Here is a 21103-nt window from a genome sequence, read left to right on the forward strand (position 1 = left end):
CTCACTCGCCACCGATTGGAAGCCCCGGTTCACCGGGGCTTTCTTCGTTTCAGAATGTCGCGGGGCCCGGTCAGCTGCCCGCTTCCGCCCGGTCGGGCGCCCGGTCGCACCGCCCGCGCGGGTCGAGCCCCGGGCCGCGCCCGGTCGTGCTGCGTGCCGCGTGCCGCGTGCCGTCAGACGCCCGCAGTAGCGTGGGGACATGACCCAGAACGCCGCGCACGCGGCATCCGTGGACCTGCTCGACCTCGCCCGCCGGATCGCGCTCGCGGCTGCGGAGACCGCGCTCGAGGAGCGCCGTCGCGGCATCAGCGTCGCCGCGACGAAGTCGACGCCGACCGACGTCGTGACGGCCGTCGACCGCGACACCGAGGAGCGCATCCGCGCGATGATCCTCGACGCGCGGCCCGACGACGGCATCTTCGGCGAGGAGGACGACACGCACGTCGGCTCGAGCGGCCTGAACTGGGTGGTCGACCCGATCGACGGCACGGTGAACCTGCTGTACGACCTCCCGTCGTGGTCGGTGAGCGTCGCGGTCGTCGACGGGCCGCCTGACCCCGGGCACTGGCACGCGCTCGCGGGCGTGGTCGTGAACCCGGTGACGGGTGAGGTGTTCGAGGCGCACGCCGGCGGCGGCGCCCGACTGGTCGACGGGTCCGGCGAGCGCGAGTTGCGGGTGAACGAGGGGGTCGCGCTCTCGCGCGCGCTCGTCGCGACCGGGTTCGGGTACGCGGCCGACCGGCGCGCGGAGCAGGCGAAGGTGCTCGTCGACGTGCTGCCGCGCATCCGCGACATCCGGCGCATCGGATCGGCGGCGCTCGACCTCGGCGCCGTGGCGGCGGGCCGGCTCGACGCCTTCTACGAGCTCGGGCTGAACCCGTGGGACCACGCCGCCGGCGGACTGATCGTGCGCGAAGCGGGCGGCCGCGTCGGCGGACTCGCCGGTGCCCCCGAGAGCGACCGGATGCTCGTCGCGGCCCCGCCGTCGCTGTTCGACGAGCTCACCGACCTGCTCGAGGGTGCCGGCGCGTAGCGCTGCGCCGCGGCGCGACGGAGGCATCCGGACGACCTCCTCCGCATATCGCATCGACGTGGCGAACCGACCCTCGAGCGGTTACGCTTTATCGATCCGTGATCTCGGCCCTGCCCGAGTCACGAGCCCCCGTCAGCCCCCCGAACGAGCGAAAGCCCCCAACGTGCCCGAGTCCCCCCTCGTGCCCGACCATTCAGCGCCAGGCACCAGAGACCGCTTGCGGTCCGAACGCACGCCGACGCGCCGCGAACTCCGCGATCGCTCCGCTTCCTCCTCACCGGCCGAGCCGGCCGACCGACGGGTCGGCGACTCGGCCGTCGGCGTTTCCGGGGGCATCTCCTTCGAGTCGCTGCTGCCCCAGCGGCAGGGCGCGGCCGGGTCGGCGGGGTCGGCGGCCGGGTCGGCCGGCTCCGGTTCCAGCGGCGAACCGAGACGACGAGCGGATGCCACGGGGCCGCTGCGTCCGCGGGATCGCCGCGAAGCGGCGGTCGATGCCGCACCGGCCCACGCACCGTCCGGCGCGGCGCGCTCGACGACGACGCCCGTTGCGCCGACGGAGTCGCGCCGCCTGCGGCGCGACGCGCGGCCTGCGGCCGCGACTGGGCCCGCATCCGCCGGCTCGGCCGTCGCTGCGCCCGCGACTCCCGCACCCCGCACGGGTCGCCGAGCCGCCGCGGCTCCGGTCGATGGGCCGGGAGCCGTCGGCGTTCGTCCCGATCGCCCGCATCCGTCGGGACCGGCATCGGCGTCGCCGACCGTCCCGGCCGCGCCCGCCGCGGGCGCTCCTGCCGCGGCACGTTCCGCTGACGACTGGCGGCCGGCGGGCACCGTACCGCCGGCACCGGTCGCGTCGCACGGGACGGCCTCTCGCGGGCCCGCTGCTTCACCGGCGCCGGCTGCCTCACCGGAGCCGTCGCCCGTCTCCGCCGGGCGGCCCGGGAGCGCCGAGAGCTCGGCTCCGGCGCCCGGGTGGACGCCGCAGCGACGCCAGGACCCGCCGACCGCCGACCGTACCCGCCGTCCCGCGGATCCGGCCGGTCGGCCGGCGGAACGCGCCGTCCGTCCGACCCAGACGGACGACGTGCGAGCGGCAGCCCACTCCCCGAGTCAGGTCCAGCCTCACCCCGAGACCCGGGCACAGCGTCCTCCGACTCAGGAGCGCCCGGCACCTCAGGAGCGACACACGGAGCCGGACCAGGTGGCCTCGCGGCCGCACTCGATGCTCGGACGCGACGCAGCACCGGCGCAGCCCGGCCACCCGTCGAACCATCGGTCGCAGTCGGGACCGACGCGTCATCCGCTCGACCATGACTCGTCGCAGGCCACCGGTGCTCGCGGTGAGTCGGCACCGCTCGCCGGCGCCGCGCCGCGCCCCGAGCGCCGTCCGCTCCCGGCCCGTGGCGGTGCGCCGGCCGGGCCGGCCGCGGACCAGCGCCTCGAGGGCCGTCCGCTTCCGTCGCGTGACGGCGCGCCCGCCGGCGCCACCCGGGATCCGCGCCTGACTGCACGTCAGGGCTCCGAGAACGCGCCGGCGCGCGCCGGCGAGCAGCCCGCCGGGCTCCGCCGCGGGCGCGGCGACCTGCGGCTCGACGCGGTCACCGCCGACGCGCGGCGCGCCGCGGCATCCGACCCTGCGGTGAACACGGCGAACGACGTCAGCGACCTGTTCGGGCTGGCGTCGCGCGAAGCGCGCGAGGTCGACGCCGCCGTCGAGGCTCGAGCGGAATCGCGCACGCGTCCGTCGGACGTCGCGGGGTCCGCGGAGCGCGCTGCCGCGGCATCCGCTCACCGTGCCCCCGTCGGACGACGGACGCCGGCCGACCGACGGGCGCCGCAGCGTCCTGACGCTCGACCCGAGGCCGGGCCGTTCTCCTCGAAGCCGGCGCCGCGGCGGTCGCTGCGCCGCACCGTGACGACGCGTCTCGCGAGCGTCGTCGCCATGGGCTTCGTCGCGATGCTCGCGGTCGCGACATCCGTGCCCTCGCTCTCGCTGCTGACACCCGAGGAGGTGCAGGCGATGGCGCTCTCGCAGACGGCCGGCACCACCGCGCTCGACGGGCAGCGTGTCGACATCTCGGGCGGCACCCTCGCCGCGGGCATCGGGCGCGAGGACTACCAGGCGCAGACCATCGAGGAGTATGCGCAGGCCGCCGGCATCCGCGCCGAGGCGACGTTCACCAACAACCCGCTCGGCACCGTGCAGTGGCCGTTCGCGGTCGGCGTGCACATCGGCGACCGGTTCGGGTACCGCAACTGCTACGGATGCTCGTCCGACCACCACGGGCAGGACTTCAACCCCGGCCTCGGCGCGCAGATCCAGTCGATCGCCGATGGCGTCGTGTCCGGCTCGACCGACTCGGGCGGCTCGCTCGGCGTCGTCACGATGATCGACCACGTCATCGACGGCGAGGTCATCACGAGCGTCTACGCGCACATGGAGTACGGCTCGCGTCGCTTCGAGGTCGGCGACACGGTCGAGGTCGGCGACGTCGTCGGCACGACCGGCAACACCGGCATGTCGACCGGTCCGCACCTGCACTTCGAGATCCGCATCGGCGGGATCGACGGGTACTGGGTCGACCCGCTCGAGTGGCTGTACGCCAACACCAACTGACGCGGCGTCGGCTGCCCGGTTCTCGTGCATGAGATTCCGGCGATCGAGTCGTCTGAGGGCGCCATCCGGCGGATCTTCATTCGTCCTCCACACCGTCCCCGCGATCCTGATCGGGTGCACAACGCGAGGGTGATGCTCGGCGGGTCACCGCCGCTCGCGCACGCTTGCCCCGTGACCGCGCGCGGGTGTCCCGTGCTCAGACTCGGCTATCGGAGCGAATGAGAATCCGCCCGACGAGCCGCTGGGCGGGGCATCGGGCGGATTCCCATGCACGGGGATCGCGCCGCGCTACGCGGCGAGCCAGGCGGTGGTGTCGGCGGGGAGGGTGCGGCCGTCGAGGTCGGCGCTCGCGAGGAGCACGTCGCCGGCGGGCAGCTCGACGGGGGAGGAGCCCGTGTTGGCTACGATGACCACGTCGCCGTTGCGGACGGCGAGCACGTCGGGGCCGAACCCGTCGAGCCACTCGAGCGAGCCTGTCGCGAGCGAGCGTGCGCGGCGCTCCGCGAGGAGCGAGCGGTACAGCTCGAGCGTGGAACCGGGGACCCCGCGCTGGCGGTCGCGGGCGAGCGACGCCCAGTCCGCCGGCTGGGGGAGCCACGAGGCATCCGTCGGCCCGAAACCGTAGGACGGCGCGTCGGCCTCCCACGGCAGCGGCACGCGGCATCCGTCCCGGCCGTAGCGCTCGCCGTTCGTGCGGAACCAGGTCGGGTCCTGGCGGGCCTCGTCGGGCAGGTCGATGGCCTCGGGGAGGCCGAGCTCCTCGCCCTGGTAGAGGTAGGCCGAGCCGGGCAGCGCCAGCATGAGCGCCGTCGCCGCACGGGCGCGGCGGAGGCCGACGACGGGGTCGGGCAGGCCCGGGCTCTTCGGTCCGATGCCGTGGCCCTGCAGGCTGTCGGCGGTGAGTGCGAGCCGCGAGGCGTGGCGGACGACGTCGTGGTTGGAGAGCACCCAGGTCGAGGGCGCGCCGACGGCGCCGAACGTCTCGATCGAGCGGTCGATCACGGCGCGGAGCGGCGCCGCCTCGAACGGCGTCTCGAGGTAGGCGAAGTTGAACGCCTGGTGCATCTCGTCGGGACGGACCCACTTGGCGACGCGCGAGAGCGGGTCGACCCAGGCCTCGGCGGCGAGGATGCGCTCGCCGTCGTACTCGTCGAGCACCCGGCGCCAGTCGCGGTACACCTCGTGCACCGGCTCCTGGCCCCAATACGGTGCGCCGACGTTCTCGTCGTGGATCTCGGGCTCGAGCGCCACGCCTGACTCGAGGCCGTGCTGGTTGCCGCCCATCGATCCGGCGTCGGCCGGCGGGGTGTAGTCGGGCAGCCCGTCGGCCTTGATGAGGCCGTGCGCCACGTCGACGCGGAAGCCGTCGACGCCGCGGTCGAGCCAGAAGCGCAGGATGCGGCGGAACTCCTCCCGGACCTCCTCCTGGTTCCAGTCGAAGTCGGGCTGCGAGGTGTCGAAGATGTGGAGGTACCACTGGCCGGGCGTGCCGTCCGGGTTCGTCGTGCGGGTCCACATGGAGCCGCCGAAGACCGACTCCCAGTTGTTCGGCGGGAGCTCGCCGTCGACGCCGAGGCCGTCGCGGAAGATGTAGCGGGCGCGCTCCGGGCTGCCGGGCTCGGCCGCGAGGGCCTGCTGGAACCACGGGTGCTGGTCGCTCGAGTGGTTCGGGACGAGGTCGACGATGACCCTCAGTCCGAGCCGGTGCGCCTCGGCGAGCATGTCGTCGAAGTCGGCGAGAGTGCCGAACAGCGGGTCGATGTCGCAGTAGTCGGCGACGTCGTAGCCCGCATCCTTCTGGGGCGAGGTGTAGAAGGGCGACAGCCAGATCGCGTCGACGCCCAGCTCGGCGAGGTGCGGCAGGCGCGCGCGGATGCCGGCCAGGTCGCCCATCCCGTCCCCGTTCGCGTCGGCGAAGGACCGGGGATAGATCTGGTAGATCGCGGCGGTGCGCCACCATTCGGAAGTCATGGAGAAAACCCTAAGCCAATCTCAGAAATCTGGAAGCGCTTGCACGATCAAGCGCCCCGCAGGAGCATAGCAAGCCGGTATCGATCGCGTAACGCCGAGTTGTCAATGTGGCTCCGAGCAGGTATACCTGAAACCGCTTGCAATCACATGGCGGGCAACATCACACGGAAGAACGGCCTTTCGAGCACGGTGCGAGGAACTCCCCACCAGGCGAAGGCGCCGAACTTACGCACACTGAGAAGGGCACACCAATGCGGGTGAACAAGAAGAGCCTCCTCGCGGCCGGCGCTGTCGCCGTCGTCGCGACGCTGGGTCTCGCGGGCTGCGCCGGCGGCGACTCGAACGAGGGCGACAACGGCGCCGCGGCCGGCGGCACGCTGACCGTCTGGGTCGACGCCGAGCGCGTCGACGCGCTGAAGGGCGCAGCGGAGGCGTACACCGAGGAGACCGGCGTCGAGGTCGAGCTCGTCGGCAAGGACAACGCCACCATCAAGGACGACTTCATCCAGCAGGTGCCGACGGGCGAGGGCCCCGACATCACCATGGGTGCGCACGACTGGCTCGGCGAGCTGTCGACCAACGGCGTCGTCGCGCCGCTCGAGCTCGGCGACTCGGCCGAGGGCTACCTCCCCGTCGCGATCGACGCGGCGACCTACGAGGGCACCGTCTACATGCTCCCCTACGCGGTCGAGAACATCGCCGTGATCCGCAACACCGACCTCGTTCCCGAGGCCGCGACGAGCTTCGACGACATGATCGCCAAGGGCGAGGCCGCCGGCCTCGACCAGCCGTTCGTGGTCGAGCAGGGCGCCGAGGGCAACCCCTACCACCTCTACCCGTTCCAGACCGCGTTCGGGGCGCCGGTGTTCGGCAGCACCGACGAGGGCTACGACCCGACCGACCTCCAGCTCGGCAACGAGGGCGGCATCGAGTTCGCGACCTGGCTCGGCAGCCAGGGCAAGACCGGCACCGGCGTCTTCAACACCGACATCGACGGCGACATCGCGAAGCAGTCCTTCCTCGACGGCAAGTCGGCGTTCTGGCTGACCGGTCCGTGGAACGTCGGCTCGGCCATCGACGCGGGCATGAACATCGCCATCGACACGGTCCCCAGCCCGACCGGTGAGGCCGCCTCGCCGTTCGCCGGAGTCAAGGGCTTCTTCGTCTCCTCGGAGTCGGAGAACAAGGTCGCCGCGAACGACTTCCTCGTGAACTACATCGGCACCGAGGACGTGCAGCTCGACCTCTTCGAGGCCGGCAACATCCTCCCCGCGCTGAGCGCCGCCGCCGAGACCGCCTCGAGCGACCCGATCATCGAGGGCTTCGCGGCCGTCGGTGCCGAGGCCGTCCCGATGCCCGCCATCCCGGCCATGGGCTCGGTGTGGCAGTACTGGGGCATCGCCGAGGCCTCGATCATCAACGGCGAGGACCCGACGGCGACCTGGGAGAAGCTCGCCGCCGACGTCCAGGCTGCGATCGACGCCAAGTAAGGCCCGAGGCTCCGGGCCGGATGCCACGCGGCATCCGGCTCGGAGCCACTCGCATCCCCGCGCCCTCGACGACCCCCGTCGCGAGCGCGAGCGGACGAGACCGCGGCACGAGACCGCGGAGGAGACCGCGGACGAGACCGCCGCACGAGACAGCCGCACGAGAGAGCAGCGAATGAGCACCACGATCGACGAGGACGTCGCCACCGAGCCGGCGACGCCGCCCACGAAGCGGCAGAAGCGCGCCGCACGCATCGCGGACGCCGCGTCAGGCGGCATCCGCTCCATCCTGGTCAAGCTGCTGCTGCTCGGCATCGTCGACGCGATCGCGGTCTACGCGATCCTCGTGCTCGCCCTCGCGCAGGAGTGGCTCGTGCTGGCGATCGTCGTCGGCGTGACCGCGCTGGTCAACTGGATCTACTTCTCGCGCCGGGCACTTCCGGCCAAGTACCTCACGCCGGGCGTCATCTTCCTCGTGCTGTTCCAGGTGTTCGTGCTCGTCTACACCGGGTACATCGCGTTCACCAACTACGGCACCGGGCACAACGGCTCGAAGGAGCAGGCCGTCAGCTCGCTGATGGCCGCGTCGCTCGAGCGCGTGCCCGACTCGCCGACGTACCAGGTCACGGTCGTCGACCAGCTCGGCACCCTCGGCCTGCTCGTCACGGACCCCGACGGCGAGGCCAGCCTCGGCACGAACGAGCAGCCCCTCCAGCCGGTCGACCCGTCCGAGGTCGACGGCGGCAAGGCCGTCGCCGTCGACGGCTGGACCACGCTGCGGTTCGCCGACGTCATCGCGCGCACCGACGAGATCACCGAGCTCGCGGTGCCCTTCTCGGACGACCCGAACGACGGCGCCATCCGCACGCCGGACGGCTCGAGCGGGTACCTCTACATCTCGAACCTCGAGTACGACGAAGCCGCCGGCACGATGACCGACCTGACCACCGGCACCGTCTACTCCGACGAGGGCACCGGCGCCTTCACGGCCGAGGACGGCACCGAGCTGCTGCCCGGCTGGCAGATCACGGTCGGCTTCGACAACTTCGTCCGCGCCGTCACCGACAGCAGACTCGCCGGCCCGCTCGTCTACGTCACGCTCTGGACGTTCGCGTTCGCGCTCATCTCGGTCGCGACGACGTTCTTCCTCGGCCTCTTCCTCGCCATCGTCTTCAACGACATGCGCATGAAGGGCCGCCGGTACTACCGGGTCGCGATGATCATCCCCTACGCGATCCCGTCGTTCCTCTCGGCGCTCGTCTGGGCGGGCATGATGAACGAGAGCTTCGGGTTCATCAACCAGGTGCTGTTCGGCGGCGCCTCCATCCCATGGCTGACCGATCCATGGATGGCGAAGCTCTCCGTGATCATCGTGAACCTGTGGCTCGGCTTCCCGTACATGTTCCTCATCTGCACGGGCGCGCTGCAGTCCATCCCGGACGACGTGAACGAGGCGTCCAGCATCGACGGCGCCTCGCCGTGGCAGACCTTCCGCCACATCAAGCTGCCGCTGCTGCTGGTGAGCGTGGCGCCGCTGCTCATCGCGTCGTTCGCGTTCAACTTCAACAACTTCAACGTGATCTACATGTTGACCAACGGCGGGCCGCGCGACACCGGGGCGCCGATCCCGGTCGGCTTCACCGACATCCTCATCTCGATGGTCTACAAGGTCGCGTTCACCGGCCAGAACCGCGACTACGGACTCGCGGCCGCCTACTCGATCATCATCTTCATCGTGGTCGCGGTGATCTCGATCATCGCGTTCCGTCGCACCAAGTCGCTCGAGGAGATCAACTGATGTCGAACCAGCAGCCGATCCCCGGTTCCGACGCCGGCCTCCTCGAGGGCGAGCTCCGTGAGCAGCGCGACGCCGTCCGCGCGGGCGGCGACCCCGGCCTCGAGCGAGCCGCGGCGCTGTCGAAGCGCCCCTTCCGCTTCGGCAAGTGGTTCAAGGCCACCGGATGGCGCCACCTCGTCGGCATCGTCGTGGTCGTGTTCGCCCTGTTCCCGGTCGTCTTCGTGATCTCGTCGTCGCTGAACCCCAACGGCACCCTGACCGGCTCGAACGCGCTGTTCTCGAAGATCGGGTTCGACGCCTACGCGCGCATCCTGTCCGACCCGCAGGTGCCGTTCACGACCTGGTTCGCGAACACGCTGATCATCGCCGGCATCACGGCGCTGCTCACCGTGTTCCTCGGGGCGCTCGCGGCGTACGCGTTCTCGCGCATGCGGTTCACGGGTCGCCGGTTCGGCCTCATCACGATCGTCGTGGTGCAGATGTTCCCGCAGATGCTCGCCGTCGTCGCGATCTTCCTCGTGATGAGCGCGATCAGCGACTGGTTCCCGGCGATCGGCCTGAACACCCACATCGGCCTGATCATGGTCTACCTCGGCGGCGCGCTCGGCGTGAACACGTACCTCATGTACGGGTACTTCAACACGATCCCGGCGTCGATCGACGAGGCGGCGAAGATCGACGGCGCGGGCCACGCCCGCATCTTCTTCACGATCATCCTGCGGCTCGTCGCCCCGATCCTCGCGGTCGTCGCGCTGCTGTCGTTCATCTTCTCGGTGAACGAGTACGTGGTGGCCTCCGTGATCCTCATCGACACCGAGAACCAGACGCTCGCGGTCGGCCTCACGAAGCTCGTCTCGAACCCGCGCTACGCGGACTGGGCGGCCTTCTCGGCCGGCGCGGTCATCGCGGCGCTCCCGGTCGTGCTCCTCTTCCTCTACCTGCAGAAGTACATCGTCGGCGGGCTCTCGGCGGGCGCGGTCAAGTAGCGCTTCAGGCCGCACCGAACAGAACGACGACGGATGCCGCGTGCGCGGGCCCCACGACGGGCTCGCGTGCGCGGCATCCGTCATGGAAGGACTGGCCCGGCTTCGCCGCGTGCGCGCGCGACGGGTGCGCGTCCCCTCGGAGCGATAGTCTGGCGGCCTGACCCGCCGTTCCACCCCTCTCGTCTCCCGTCTCCCCGCGACCCGATTCGGAGCAACCCCGCCATGAGTGCCGCCACGCCCCCGCCCGTTCCGCCCGCGCCGCCGGTCCCGCCGGCGCCACCGGTCCCACCGGTTCCGAGCGCGTCGCCGACCGATGCGCCGACGCTTCCGTACGGCACCGCGCCGCTCGTGGCACCGCCCGCGGGCACGGCGTACGGCGCTGCTCCCGCGGCCTACGCCGCAGCCCCCGCCTGGACGCCGCCCGTCGTGCCCCCGCAGAACGTCATGGCGTGGGTCGCGTTCGGGCTCGGCCTCGGCTCCCTCCTCCTCGGCCCGCTGAGCTCGATCGCGGCGATCGTGTGCGGCCACATCGCCCGCGCGCAGATCCGCCGCACCGGCGAACAGGGCGCCGGCGCAGCGCTCACCGGGCTCATCTTCGGCTACGTCCTGACGATCCTCATCCTCGTCGCGATCGTGCTCTACGTGCTCTTCGTCGTGGCGATCATCGCGGCGACGACGTACTCGTCGGGCGTGCCGACGAGCCTCTGATCGCCCACCGGCCCACGATTTAACGCTCGCGCTGCGAGGTGATATTCTCGTGTGGTTGCCGCGACAGCGGCACACGCCCCGATAGCTCAGTGGTAGAGCACTTCCATGGTAAGGAAGGGGTCGTCAGTTCAATCCTGACTCGGGGCTCTGGTTCCTCCGGATCCGTCCGGAGCAGCCTCGCGGCGGGGTAGCTCAGGTGGTTAGAGCACACGGCTCATAATCGTGGTGTCGCGGGTTCGAGTCCCGCCCTCGCTACAGAAACCCTCGGTTCGCCGGGGGTTTTCGTGTATCCGGGTCGCGCAGGCGCGTCGACCCGTGGACCATCGAACGAGGGTCTGCTGCGGTCGTCGTCTCACGGGTGCGAGGTCTCGCTCGCGAAACTGGAGCCTTCCGCCACGGATCTGCGACGATCGTCCATCTCGAGTTCCCCTGTTCGCGGGCGGAGGTGGGCGGATGCCGCGTGGCATCCGCCCACCTCGCCCTCGGCCGGGACTATCCGACCTTCGCTGCCGTGCCGATCCAGCGCGAGTACATGGCGAGATCGCGATCGGCGCGCTCCGCCCAGGCTGCCGCACCCGATCCCGCGGCAGACCCGAGCAGCGCGGCCGCGCGACCGAGTTCGCGTGCGACCTTGTCGGCATCGCCTCCGTCGATCGCGTGCAACGCCTTGTCGAGTCGATGCGCGAGCTTGTCGGCGGTGTCGGGCGTCACGCAGTCGCCGGCAACGGCGGCGTCGAGCGACATGCGCAGGGACCCGAGACCCAGCGCCGCGGCGGCCATCGGATCGGAGTGCGGTGCCATCGCCTTGGTTCGGTGCGCGCCCTCCGTCAGCGCGGTCGCCTGCTCGTCGGAGAGCTGGTTGTACGCGAAGAGTCCGGTGCCGTCGGAACCGGCCGCGTTCACGGCGCGGATCTGCTCGAGAACGGTCGTCGGCGTCGAGCCTCGGAAGGGTCCGTACGTCGCGGTGTACAGGTACTCGGATTCTCCGACCCGCTCGCGCATCACCCCCGTGTCGCGTGCGACCGAGGTGCCCGAGGTGCCGAACGACATCCCGGTGAGCACGTCGACGTAGCCGCGGTCGACCCAGTCGCCCCAGTTCTGGAACTTCTTGTCGAGGCCGTCGACGGGGTCCGCGAACACTGCGGCCGAGAGCGCGAGGTCGGGTGCGATCTCCTGCTGGAGTTCGCGGACCTCGCCCACGAAGGACGTGACGTTCGCGATCCGCCAATCGATCCAGGTCTTCCACAGGGGCGAGTCGGGCGTCAGCGTGTACGGGTCCGCCCCGTGCGCGTCAGCGAAGGCGTCGCGTGAGAAGTCGCTGTACGAGTAGCCCGCGGTCTCCCACGGCAGCGAGACCGGATAGCGGATGTAGTCGAGGTGCACGCCGTCGATGTCGTAGTCGGTCATGAGCTCGGCGAGCAGCGACTGCACGTATGCGCGCGCCTCGGGGATCGCGGCGTCGAGGAAGTAGTAGCCCGGCTCCGCGATCGAGGGGTGCAACCCGTCCTTCCCGACGTCCTTCCGCTGGATGGCCGCCCACTCGGGATGCACCGAGAGGACGGGGCCGACGCCGCCGGTCTGGTCGGAGCCGACGAAGAAGGTGTGGATCCAGGGGTGCACCTCGATGCCGCGTTCACGTGCTCCGTCGATCCAGACCTGCAGCGGATCGAACCCGACCATGCTCGGACGCTGGCGGGCGACGCCCGCTGCGGTCGCGGCGTCCGAGGGGAAGATCGTGTAGCCCTGGTAGATCGTCTCGAGGAAGATCATGTTGAAGCCGGCCGCGTCGATGCGATCGAGCGAACGCTCGATGCCCTCGGGCGTGGTCTCCTCGGGCCGGACCCACGTCGCTCGGCCTTCGGCCACGCGCGACTCGGCGGTACGGTAGGCCGCGAGTTCGGCTGCGGCCCGAGCCGAGGTCGCGAGTTCGACCGCGGATGCCGCATCGCCGGACTCGGCAGCGGTGCGAGCATCGCCGAGCAGGGTGGCCGACTCGGCGGCGGCGTCGTCGGCGGCGTCGGCGGGGAACGCGAGGCAGGAATCGACGGCGGCGTCGATGCGGCCCGTGGCCTCGGCGAGTGCGCGGTCGGCGCCGAAGATGGCGGTCCGCTCGTCGACGGTCGCGCTGACGGTCGAACCGTCGATCTCGATCGTCGCGCCGACGACGGCGTTCGTCTGCAGCCAGGTGCCCCGGCTGCCGTGTCCGGAGAGCACGAAGCCATCCGCTGGGATCTCCCGGTTGTTGCCACCCGCGCCGGTGACGACGTCGCCCTGCACCGTGACCTCGAACCCGAAGTCGTTGGTGCCGGTCGTCGCCCGGCCTGATGCCGGGGTGTACTGCACGAGCTGCTCCGCCCCGCGGCATCCGGGGTAGCAGGCTCCGGTGCCGTCGACGCCCGGGGGGTTGGTCTCGGCGGTCGGGTCCGTGGCATCGAGCGTGGTCGTCGCCGTCCGGGAGATCACCGGCCCGATGCGCAGCGCGTCGCCGGCTCGGACGTGGTCGCGGAGCCAGGCGCGAACGTCTGGCGTGCCGCCGGGGGAGACCGAGAGGACGATGCCGTCGGCCGGGATGGCGTTGTCGCCCGGAGTCCACGTCGGGTCGGCGCAGGCGGCGAGCACGGTGCAGACGCGCTCGACCACCCATGTGCCGTCGGCCCCCGGCCGGAGCACTGCCTCGCCCCCGTACGGGTTGGTCCTGGTGGTGGCGCCGAACGCGGGAGTGTAGACGGCCACCATGCCGGCGAGGCGGCTCGGCGGGTTCACGGCCGCGATCGGCAGGCGTGCGCCATCGGCGGCGGTCACCTCGTCTCCCGCGATCGGAGTGGCGGGAGCGGCCGTGGCCGCCGCTGCGGGTGCATCGCCGATGGACGGACCTGTGGTCAGGCCGCCGATGGCCAGCGCGGCGGCGGCGCAGGCGGCGATCATCGCCAGGCGCCTCGTTCGTCTCGAGTGGGTCACGATCGATCCTTCGTTCGGGTCGGCTTCCGGCCCGACGTCGGCGTCGGTGCCGGATCAGTCCGAATGGTTCGGACCAATAGTTGGTCAGGCTAACCACGCTCACGGCGCCGCCGCAAGACCCATCGCCGTCGCTGTCCTGGAGAACGACGATGGATTCGGCGTCCGCTTGACGGAGGTGTGGTCATCTCGGGTTTGCAGTGGTACGAACCATTTGCTACCGTGCCCGACGGACGCATCCTTCCGCTCCCGAATCGAAAGGTCCCACAATGACGTTGAACCGAAAGCGGCGCGTGCTCGGCGCCGTCGCGGCCGCCTCCGGCCTGGCGCTCGCGCTCGCCGGCTGCAGCCTGGACGGAGTCGACACCGGCTCCGAGGCCTCCGCCGACGAGCTGTCGACGGTCGAGGGCGAGATCAGCTTCGCCACCCTGGAGCTCAGCTCGAACCCCGACCTCGCGAAGTACATCGAGGACACCATCGCCGCATTCGAGGAGGAGTACCCCGACACCGACGTCGAGTGGATCGACGTGCCGTTCGCGGGGGCCCAGGAGAAGTTCGCCGCGGACGCCGCGGCGGGCAACCTGCCTGACGTGGTGAACATGAACCCGAACTTCGCGCAGCCGCTCGAGCGGGAGGGTGTCTTCATGGACATCGACCAGGCCGACCCGGAGCTCGCGTCGGAGTACGTCGAAGGTGCCTGGAAGGGCTTCCAGGTGCCCGGCACCGAGGGGACGTTCGGCGTGCCGTGGTACCTCACAAGCGAGGTCACGATGTACAACGCGGACCTCTACGAACAGGCCGGACTCGACCCCGATGCGGCACCGGAGACCTTCGAGGAGCTCTACGAGAACGCCGCCGCGATCTCCGAGGCCGGCAACGGCGCCTTCTACGGCCTGCACCCGGCACTCGAGAACCGATTCCTCACCGACCTCGCCAAGATCGGCGTTCCGCTCATCGACGAGGACCTCGTGTGGACCTTCAACACGCCGGAGGCCGTCGAGTACGTCGAGATGCTCGCCGAGATGTACCAGTCGGGCGTCTTCCCGGCGGACTCCCTGACCCAGACCCTGAACGACGCCAAGGAGGGCTACCAGGCCGCCACCATCGCGGTGTTCCCGTCCGGCCCGAACTTCCTCAACGGCATCGAGCAGAACGCCCCCGAGGTGTTCGAGAACACCCGCGTCGCGCCGCAGATCGCCGCTGAGGGTGAGCCGATCAACATGTCCGTCATGGGCCTGCTCATCCCGAAGACCAGCGAGAACAAGGGCACCGCGCTCGCGTTCACGAAGTTCATCACGAACGCCGAGAACCAGCTCGCCTTCTCGAAGGTCGCGCCGGTCCTGCCCTCGGTGACCGAGGCGCTCGAGGACCCGTTCTTCCAGGACGACTCCGACGGCACGGAGCTGTCGAAGGCCGTCAAGCTCTCGGCCAACGGGCTCGAGCGCGCCGAGAACCTGACTCCCGTGCAGTACGACGACCAGGTCAAGAACGCCGTGCTGGCGAAGATCCAGCTCGCGCTGACCGGTGAGCTCTCGGCTCAGGACGCGCTCGACCAGGCGGTCGAGGCGGCCAACGAGATCACCGGCGGCGGGGAGTAATCGCGATGCGGCCCCGAAGGCTCCTCACCCCGTGGGTGCTCATGGCTCCGGCGCTCGCCGTTGCCCTGATCTTCCACGTCGTGCCGTTCTTCCGAACCGTCCAGCTGTCGTTCACCGACTTCCGGCTGGCCTCCGGCGGGCAGTACGTGGGTCTGGAGAACTTCGGGGCCCTCGCGACCTCCGACGTGTTCTGGCTCTCCGCCGGAAACACGCTGCTCTACGTGGTCGTGGTGGTGCCGCTGCTCGTGGCGCTGCCGCTGCTGCTGGCCATGCTCGTCCAGCCGAAGATGCCCGGCATGGCCTTCTTCCGGGCGTCGTTCTACACGCCCGTCATCGCCTCGATGGTGGTCGTGGGCCTGATCTGGGTGTTCCTGCTCAAGGAGCGCGGGCCGGTGAACTGGCTGTTCCAGACCCTCAGCATCATCCAGGAGCCGCTGCCGTTCCTGACCGACGGCACGTTGCTGTTGTTCTGCTGCATGCTCGTCACCGTCTGGAAGGGTCTCGGCTTCTACATGGTGATCTACCTCACCGCACTCGCGAACGTGCCGGGCGAACTGCACGAGGCGGCGCAGGTCGACGGGGCCGGCGGCATCCGCCGCTTCTGGTCGGTGACCGTGCCGTCGGTCCGCCCGACCATGCTCCTCGTCGGGGTGCTGTCGGCCATCGCGGCCATGAAGGTCTACGCCGAGATCTTCGTCATCGCGGGGCCGACCGCGGGGCCCGGCGGCACCGTGCGCTCGCTGGTGTTCACGATCCGCGAGGTCGGTTCCGGCTTCGACGGACAAGTCGGCTACGCGGCCGCGATGAGCCTGGTGCTGTTCGTCTTCACCATCGGCCTGACCGTCGCGCTGCAGAAGCTCAGCAGGGAGAACGTGGAAGCATGAGCGTCATCGAATCCACGGAGGCGGCACGCGAAGCGGCATCCACCCTGCCCTCGAACGGCGCCGACGTCGGGCCCCGGTTCCGTCGTCGCCGACCCCTCGGAGCGGCCGGCGTTATTCGCCGAGTGCTGCACTACCTGACGCTGCTCGCCGTGCTCGCGCTGCTCGTCGGCCCCTTCCTCTACACGCTCGGAACGGCGCTCAAGGGCGACGCCGACAGCGTGTTCTCGTACCCTCCGTACCTCATCCCGAAGGATCCGACGCTCGAGAACTTCGCGAAGGTCGCCGAGGTGATCCCGGTGTGGACCTTCATCGGCAATTCCTTCATCGTCGCGTCCGTCTCCACCGTGACGAACATCCTCTTCGGCTCGATGGCCGGCTTCGCCCTCGCCCGCCTGCGGTTCCGGGGCAACACCTCGGCGTACGTGACCTTCCTCGCGACGCTCGTCATCCCGTTCGAGGTCATCTTCATCTCCGTCTTCCTCACGACGAAGCAACTCGGCCTCGTCGACACGCTGCTCGGCGTCATCCTCCCCACCGCCGTCACGGGATTCTCCATCCTGCTGTTCCGGTCCGCCTTCCTGTCGCTGCCGCGGGCCATCGACGAGGCGGCTGTGCTCGATGGGGCCACCGAGTTCCAGCGGTACTGGCGTGTGTCAATGCCCTCGGTCAAGGGAACGATGGCCGTGGTCGGGATCTTCAGCTTCATGTTCGCCTGGGACGACTTCCTCTGGCCGCAGATCGTCCTGACGAGCCAGCAGAACTACACGCTCACGGTGGGCCTGCAGTTCCTGGCGGGCGCATTCGCGGATGATCAGAAGGTCGTCGCCGCGGGCACGATGATCGCGGTGATCCCGCTCATCATCGCGTTCTTCTTCGCACAGAAATGGTTCTTCCGGGGCGCCGGAGAAGGGGCGGTCAAGGGATGAGCATCGAGTTCGACCAGACGGCGGCGGAGCTCGCCGGCGGGATACCGGCAGGATCGACCTCCGCCCCCGGGACCGCGACCGTGCGCTCCGACCCCGGCTCGAAGGCCGACGTGATCCGTGCGCGGCTGCGGGACGAGGTCATCGCCGAGCTCGCGCCGCACGACCCCCTGCCCCCCGAGCGCGAACTCGTCAACCGCTTCGGCGTGAGTCGTGCGACCATCCGGCAGGCGCTGGCGCGCCTCGCCGACCACGGGTGGGTCTACCGGGTGCAGGGCTCGGGCACGTTCGTCGCCGACAAGGACCTGGTGACCAAGTCGCCGTACCTGACGTCCTTCTCCGAGGACATCTCCGAGCGCGGCATGACTCCCGGGTCGCGCGTGCTGCGGCTCGAGCACGGCCGCGCCGATGAGCGCGTCGCACGGGAGCTGCTCATCCCGACCGGCGCCCGCGCCGTGCACATCGAGCGCCTCCGCACCGCCGACGGGGCCCCGCTCTGCATCGAGAGCCTGTGGCTGCCCGAGTGGCTGACGGGTGACAACCTCGGCCCCGAACTGCTCGGCTCGCTCTACGAGTACTTCGACCATGCCGGCGCGACCCCCGCACGGGCGCACCAGACCATCCGGGCCGTCGGCCTCGACGCGCAGCAGGCCGAACTGCTCGAGTCCGAACCGGGCGCCCCGGCGCTGCTCGTCGCGCGCATCGTGTTCGATACGCACGGCCGTCGTATCGAGTCCTCGGCCGGTGTGTACCGTGGCGACTCGTACGACTTCCAGATCAACGTGAAGCGACGAAGCTGATGCGCACCGCTCCACGCTACCTCACGACGGCACGCGGCCGAGCATGAGGATCCTGCTGGTGCCGCTCGATGAGCGGCCGGTCTCCGCCCGGCTTCCCCACCTCGTCGCCGCCATCGCGGGCGCCGAGGTCATCGGGCCACCGGCTGCCGCGCTGCCCTCGGTGCGCCGGTCCGGAGACCTCGAGCTGCTCTCGTCCTGGTTCCGGAACGCAGCCGCCGATGCGGACGGCGTCGTGCTCTCGCTCGAGGGGCTCGGGTTCGGTGGCCTCATCCCCTCACGCATCGGCGACGAGCCGATCGAGGACGTGCTCGCGCGCTGGTCGGTGCTCCGCGGACTCGCCATCCCCGTGCACGCGTCCGTGGTGGTGCCACGAGCGCCCGACGCGCTCGACGCGTTCGAGGAGCCCGAGTACTGGGCCACCTGGGGACCCATGCTGCACGCGCTGTCGGCTCGCATGGCCGGCGGCGGGCGGGCGGATGCCGCGGAGCCGGTTCCCGCCGACATCCGCACCGACTGGCTGCGTCGTCGCCTCCGGCAGCACGCCCTCGGGCTCGCGGCGCTCGGAATGGCGGCAGACGGCAGGATCTCGCGCCTGTTCATGGGCGTCGATGACGCAGCGATCCCATCCCTGTCGGCCCTCGCCCAGGCCGACCTCGTCGCGTGGACGACACGGCTCGAGCTGCACGACCGGGTCGTCGTCGGGCCGGGGGCCGACGAGACGGGCGCCGTGCTCACCGCCCGACTGCTCGTCGACCGCCTCGCCCCCGACGCGCGGCCGCGCGTGGCCATCGCCTGCGCGGATCCCGAAGGCCTCGAACGTGTGGCGCCGTACGAGACATGGCCGGTGGAGTCGACCGCCCGCGCACAGGTCGAAGCGGCGGGCGGCGTGCTGGTCGACGACCCGGCCGACGCCGACGCCGTCCTCGTCGTGCACGCCCCCGACGGCTCGAGCGCCGACTGGGCGGTCGCGCTCCCGACGGACACGGATGCGGCTGCCGCGCGCCGCACGGCGCAGTTCGCCTGGCAACTCCTCGACGCCGGCCGTGCGGTCGCCGTCGCCGACGTCGCCCAGCCCAACGGCGCCGATCCGGCGCTCGTGCGCGAACTCGCCGCTGCGGGCGCCTTCGGACGACTCGACGGCTACGCGGCGTGGAACACCGCCGGGAACACCCTCGGCACCGCCGCGGCGCACCTCGTCACCGCGGTCGTCGCACGCCACCGTGGCGTGTTCGACGCGGCGGCCGGGACGCGCCTCGTCCGGCTCCGACTCATCGAGGACTTCGGGTACATGAGCGTCGCCCGCGCCGCCCTGCGACGCGACCTCGGCTCGCCGGTCGATCGGCACGACCGGATCGGCGATCCGGATGCCGCCTCCGCCTTCGTGGCCGATCGGATCGACGAGGCGCTCGCGTCGGTGCCCGGGCTCGAGATGGGACCGGTCCGCCCCGAGCACGTGCGCTTCCCATGGAACCGCAGCTTCGAGATCGCCCTCGCGGACGCCGCAGGGGAACGCCCGTGAACGCGCAGGCGGAGATCGACGAGTTGCAGGCGGATGTCGTGATCGCAGGCATCGGCCTGGGCGCGATCGCGGCCGCGTTGGCGGTGGTGCGTGCGGGGCGCACCGCCATCATGGCGGGGCCCGAATCGCGCATCGGCGGCCAGGTGACCGCCCAGCTCACGGCGCCGCTCGACGAGCACCCGCACATCGAGACCACCGGATGCTCGGCGTCGTACCGGGCGTTCCGCGACGGGGTGCGCGGCGAGTACGCCGGAGTCGCGAACCCCGGCGGCGGCTGGGTGAGCAGGCTCTGCTTCGAGCCGCTCGTGGGCGAGCGGGTGCTCGCCACCATGCTTGCTCCGGCGATCGAGGCAGGACGGCTCACCGTGGTGACGCGGGCGACGCCGACCGGGGTCGACCGTTCGGGAGACCGTGCAGTCGCGGTCCGGTTCCGGACCCCCGCCGGCGGGCTCCGGCTCGCGGGCGACATCGTGATCGACGCGACCGAGACCGGCGAACTCCTCCCGCTGGCCGACGTCGACTGGGTCGTCGGCTCCGAGGGGCGCGATGCCTTCGACGAACCGCACGCGCTGCCCGGCGGACCCGACCCGAGCGCCGAGCAGTCCTGCACCATCGTGGCCGCCCTCGTGCGCGACGAAGAGCCCGGCGCGGTGGGTTCGCCGCCGGAGGGCTATGCCGAGCTTCGCGACAGCCAACCGTTCAGCCTCACGCTCGCGAACGACGCCGACCACGAGCACACGTTCCCCTTCTTCGATGATCGGCCGGCGCCCGGCTCGTTCTGGTCGTATCGCCGCGTCCGCGATCCGCGTCAGGTCGGGGCGCCGGATGCCGCCATCGTCAACTGGCACGGCAACGACTGGTACGGCACCCCGCTGACGGCCGATCCGGAGCGGACCGATGCCGCCGCCCGCCGACTCGCCGCCGCCTTCGTGCACTGGCTCCGCACGGAGGCGCCCCGGGATGACCGCGACGGCACCGGATACCCCGAGTTGCGACTGGCTCCGGAGATCTCGGGCACCCCCGACGGGCTCGCCGAGACCCCGTACGTGCGGGAGTCGCGCCGACTCGCATCCGATCAGCCCGTCACCGAGCACGATCTGGCCCCGAGGCGCGGAATCGCCAGGGCGGCGGCGTTCGACGACGCCGTGGGCATCGGCTGGTATCACGCGGACCTGCATCCGCGAGTCGGCGGTCACGTCAGCGTGTACGCCCCGACCGCGCCGTTCCAGATCCCGTTGCGGGCGCTCGTCTCCGGACGTGACGGCGCGCCGGTGAACCTGATCGCCGGAGCGAAGAACCTCGCCGCGACCCAGGTGGCCGCTGCGGCCTACCGTGTGCATCACGGCGAATGGGCCGTGGGCGAAGCGGCCGGCACGCTCGCCGCGTTCGCGATCGAGCGTGCCACGACCGCGGTGGACGCCGCGTCCGACCCGACTGCGCGGGTCGGGCTGCAGGTCGCGCTGCTCCGCGCCGGAATCCCGATCGTGTGGGCCACCGACCTCGGCCCGACCCACCGGGCGTTCGTCGCCGGCTCCCTGCTCGCCGCGCACGGCGGCCTCGACACCGCCCGCCTCGCCCGACTCGACCTCCGGCCGGACGATCCCGCCGACGCGGATGCCGTCGAGGCCCTGACGCGAGCAGCCGCGACCCTCGCGGCGCGGTTCGACCTCGAGGCGCCGGCGCCGCCCGAACGCGCCGGCGCCTCCTGGGCGGATCTCGCCCTCGCCCTCGCCGACCCGATCCTGAGCGCTGCGGACGACCTCGCGCAGCGGGAAGACCTCCACCGCGTGACGGAGATGCCGTCCCGCCACGACCACGAATGAGGAC

The 21103-nt window shown here is 71.1% G+C and carries 14 protein-coding genes and 2 tRNA genes; 14 read left to right on the forward strand and 2 right to left on the reverse strand.

What is annotated here, in order from left to right; all coding sequences use genetic code 11:
• The first annotated feature begins 199 nt into the window (after positions 1-199).
• Both ACQ393_RS17050 and ACQ393_RS17055 read left to right on the forward strand, forming a co-directional pair.
• Positions 200-1033: an inositol monophosphatase family protein gene (locus tag ACQ393_RS17050; protein WP_430648057.1), complete on the forward strand. Its 834-nt coding sequence runs from the start codon at positions 200-202 to the stop codon at positions 1031-1033.
• A 1219-nt stretch (positions 1034-2252) separates the two neighbouring features.
• A complete protein-coding gene (locus tag ACQ393_RS17055; RefSeq protein WP_430648058.1) occupies positions 2253-3647 on the forward strand; it encodes a peptidoglycan DD-metalloendopeptidase family protein in 1395 nt (464 codons plus the stop codon).
• Positions 3648-3935: 288 nt separating this feature from the next.
• Here ACQ393_RS17055 and ACQ393_RS17060 read toward each other — a convergent pair whose 3' ends face one another.
• Entirely contained in the window at positions 3936-5618 is a 1683-nt protein-coding gene (locus ACQ393_RS17060; RefSeq protein ID WP_430648059.1) for a glycoside hydrolase family 13 protein, read from the reverse strand.
• Positions 5619-5869: 251 nt separating this feature from the next.
• On the opposite strand from ACQ393_RS17060, the gene ACQ393_RS17065 reads away from it, so the two are divergent.
• From ACQ393_RS17065 to ACQ393_RS17090, 6 genes are all read left to right on the forward strand, one after another.
• Positions 5870-7108: a sugar ABC transporter substrate-binding protein gene (locus tag ACQ393_RS17065; protein ID WP_430648060.1), complete on the forward strand. Its 1239-nt coding sequence runs from the start codon at positions 5870-5872 to the stop codon at positions 7106-7108.
• Positions 7109-7280: 172 nt separating this feature from the next.
• Positions 7281-8903 carry an ABC transporter permease subunit gene (locus ACQ393_RS17070; protein ID WP_430648061.1) on the forward strand — a complete coding sequence of 541 codons (1623 nt, stop codon included), beginning with the start codon at positions 7281-7283 and terminating at the stop codon, positions 8901-8903.
• On the forward strand, positions 8903-9889 hold the full coding sequence (locus ACQ393_RS17075) for a sugar ABC transporter permease (RefSeq protein WP_430648063.1): 987 nt from the start codon (positions 8903-8905) through the stop codon (positions 9887-9889). Before ACQ393_RS17070 ends, ACQ393_RS17075 begins: the two co-directional genes overlap by 1 nt.
• A gap of 348 nt (positions 9890-10237) precedes the next feature.
• A complete protein-coding gene (locus ACQ393_RS17080) occupies positions 10238-10597 on the forward strand; it encodes a DUF4190 domain-containing protein (RefSeq protein ID WP_430648064.1) in 360 nt (119 codons plus the stop codon).
• A gap of 75 nt (positions 10598-10672) precedes the next feature.
• A tRNA-Thr gene (locus ACQ393_RS17085) sits at positions 10673-10744 on the forward strand.
• 34 nt (positions 10745-10778) lie between these two features.
• A tRNA-Met gene (locus tag ACQ393_RS17090) sits at positions 10779-10852 on the forward strand.
• A 237-nt stretch (positions 10853-11089) separates the two neighbouring features.
• Here ACQ393_RS17090 and ACQ393_RS17095 read toward each other — a convergent pair.
• Positions 11090-13555 carry a glycoside hydrolase family 10 protein gene (locus ACQ393_RS17095; RefSeq protein WP_430648065.1) on the reverse strand — a complete coding sequence of 822 codons (2466 nt, stop codon included), beginning with the start codon at positions 13553-13555 and terminating at the stop codon, positions 11090-11092.
• A gap of 266 nt (positions 13556-13821) precedes the next feature.
• On the opposite strand from ACQ393_RS17095, the gene ACQ393_RS17100 reads away from it, so the two are divergent.
• Genes ACQ393_RS17100 through ACQ393_RS17125 form a run of 6 tightly spaced genes read left to right on the forward strand, consistent with a single transcriptional unit; the run spans position 13822 to position 21099 of the window.
• On the forward strand, positions 13822-15150 hold the full coding sequence (locus ACQ393_RS17100) for an ABC transporter substrate-binding protein (RefSeq protein WP_430648066.1): 1329 nt from the start codon (positions 13822-13824) through the stop codon (positions 15148-15150).
• Between the two features lie 5 nt (positions 15151-15155).
• On the forward strand, positions 15156-16034 hold the full coding sequence (locus ACQ393_RS17105; RefSeq protein ID WP_430648067.1) for a carbohydrate ABC transporter permease: 879 nt from the start codon (positions 15156-15158) through the stop codon (positions 16032-16034).
• Positions 16031-16960: a carbohydrate ABC transporter permease gene (locus ACQ393_RS17110; protein ID WP_430648068.1), complete on the forward strand. Its 930-nt coding sequence runs from the start codon at positions 16031-16033 to the stop codon at positions 16958-16960. Before ACQ393_RS17105 ends, ACQ393_RS17110 begins: the two co-directional genes overlap by 4 nt.
• Positions 16957-17757, forward strand: coding sequence for a GntR family transcriptional regulator (locus ACQ393_RS17115; RefSeq protein ID WP_430648069.1), 801 nt, complete (start codon positions 16957-16959; stop codon positions 17755-17757). The genes ACQ393_RS17110 and ACQ393_RS17115 overlap by 4 nt, the downstream gene beginning before the upstream one ends.
• Before the next feature lie 43 nt (positions 17758-17800).
• A complete protein-coding gene (locus ACQ393_RS17120) occupies positions 17801-19276 on the forward strand; it encodes a DUF4127 family protein (protein WP_430648070.1) in 1476 nt (491 codons plus the stop codon).
• On the forward strand, positions 19273-21099 hold the full coding sequence (locus tag ACQ393_RS17125) for an FAD-dependent oxidoreductase (RefSeq protein ID WP_430648071.1): 1827 nt from the start codon (positions 19273-19275) through the stop codon (positions 21097-21099). The genes ACQ393_RS17120 and ACQ393_RS17125 overlap by 4 nt, the downstream gene beginning before the upstream one ends.
• The last annotated feature ends 4 nt before the right edge of the window (positions 21100-21103 follow it).

The sequence above is a fragment of the Agromyces sp. GXS1127 genome (assembly GCF_050565425.1).
GTDB lineage: Bacteria > Actinomycetota > Actinomycetes > Actinomycetales > Microbacteriaceae > Agromyces.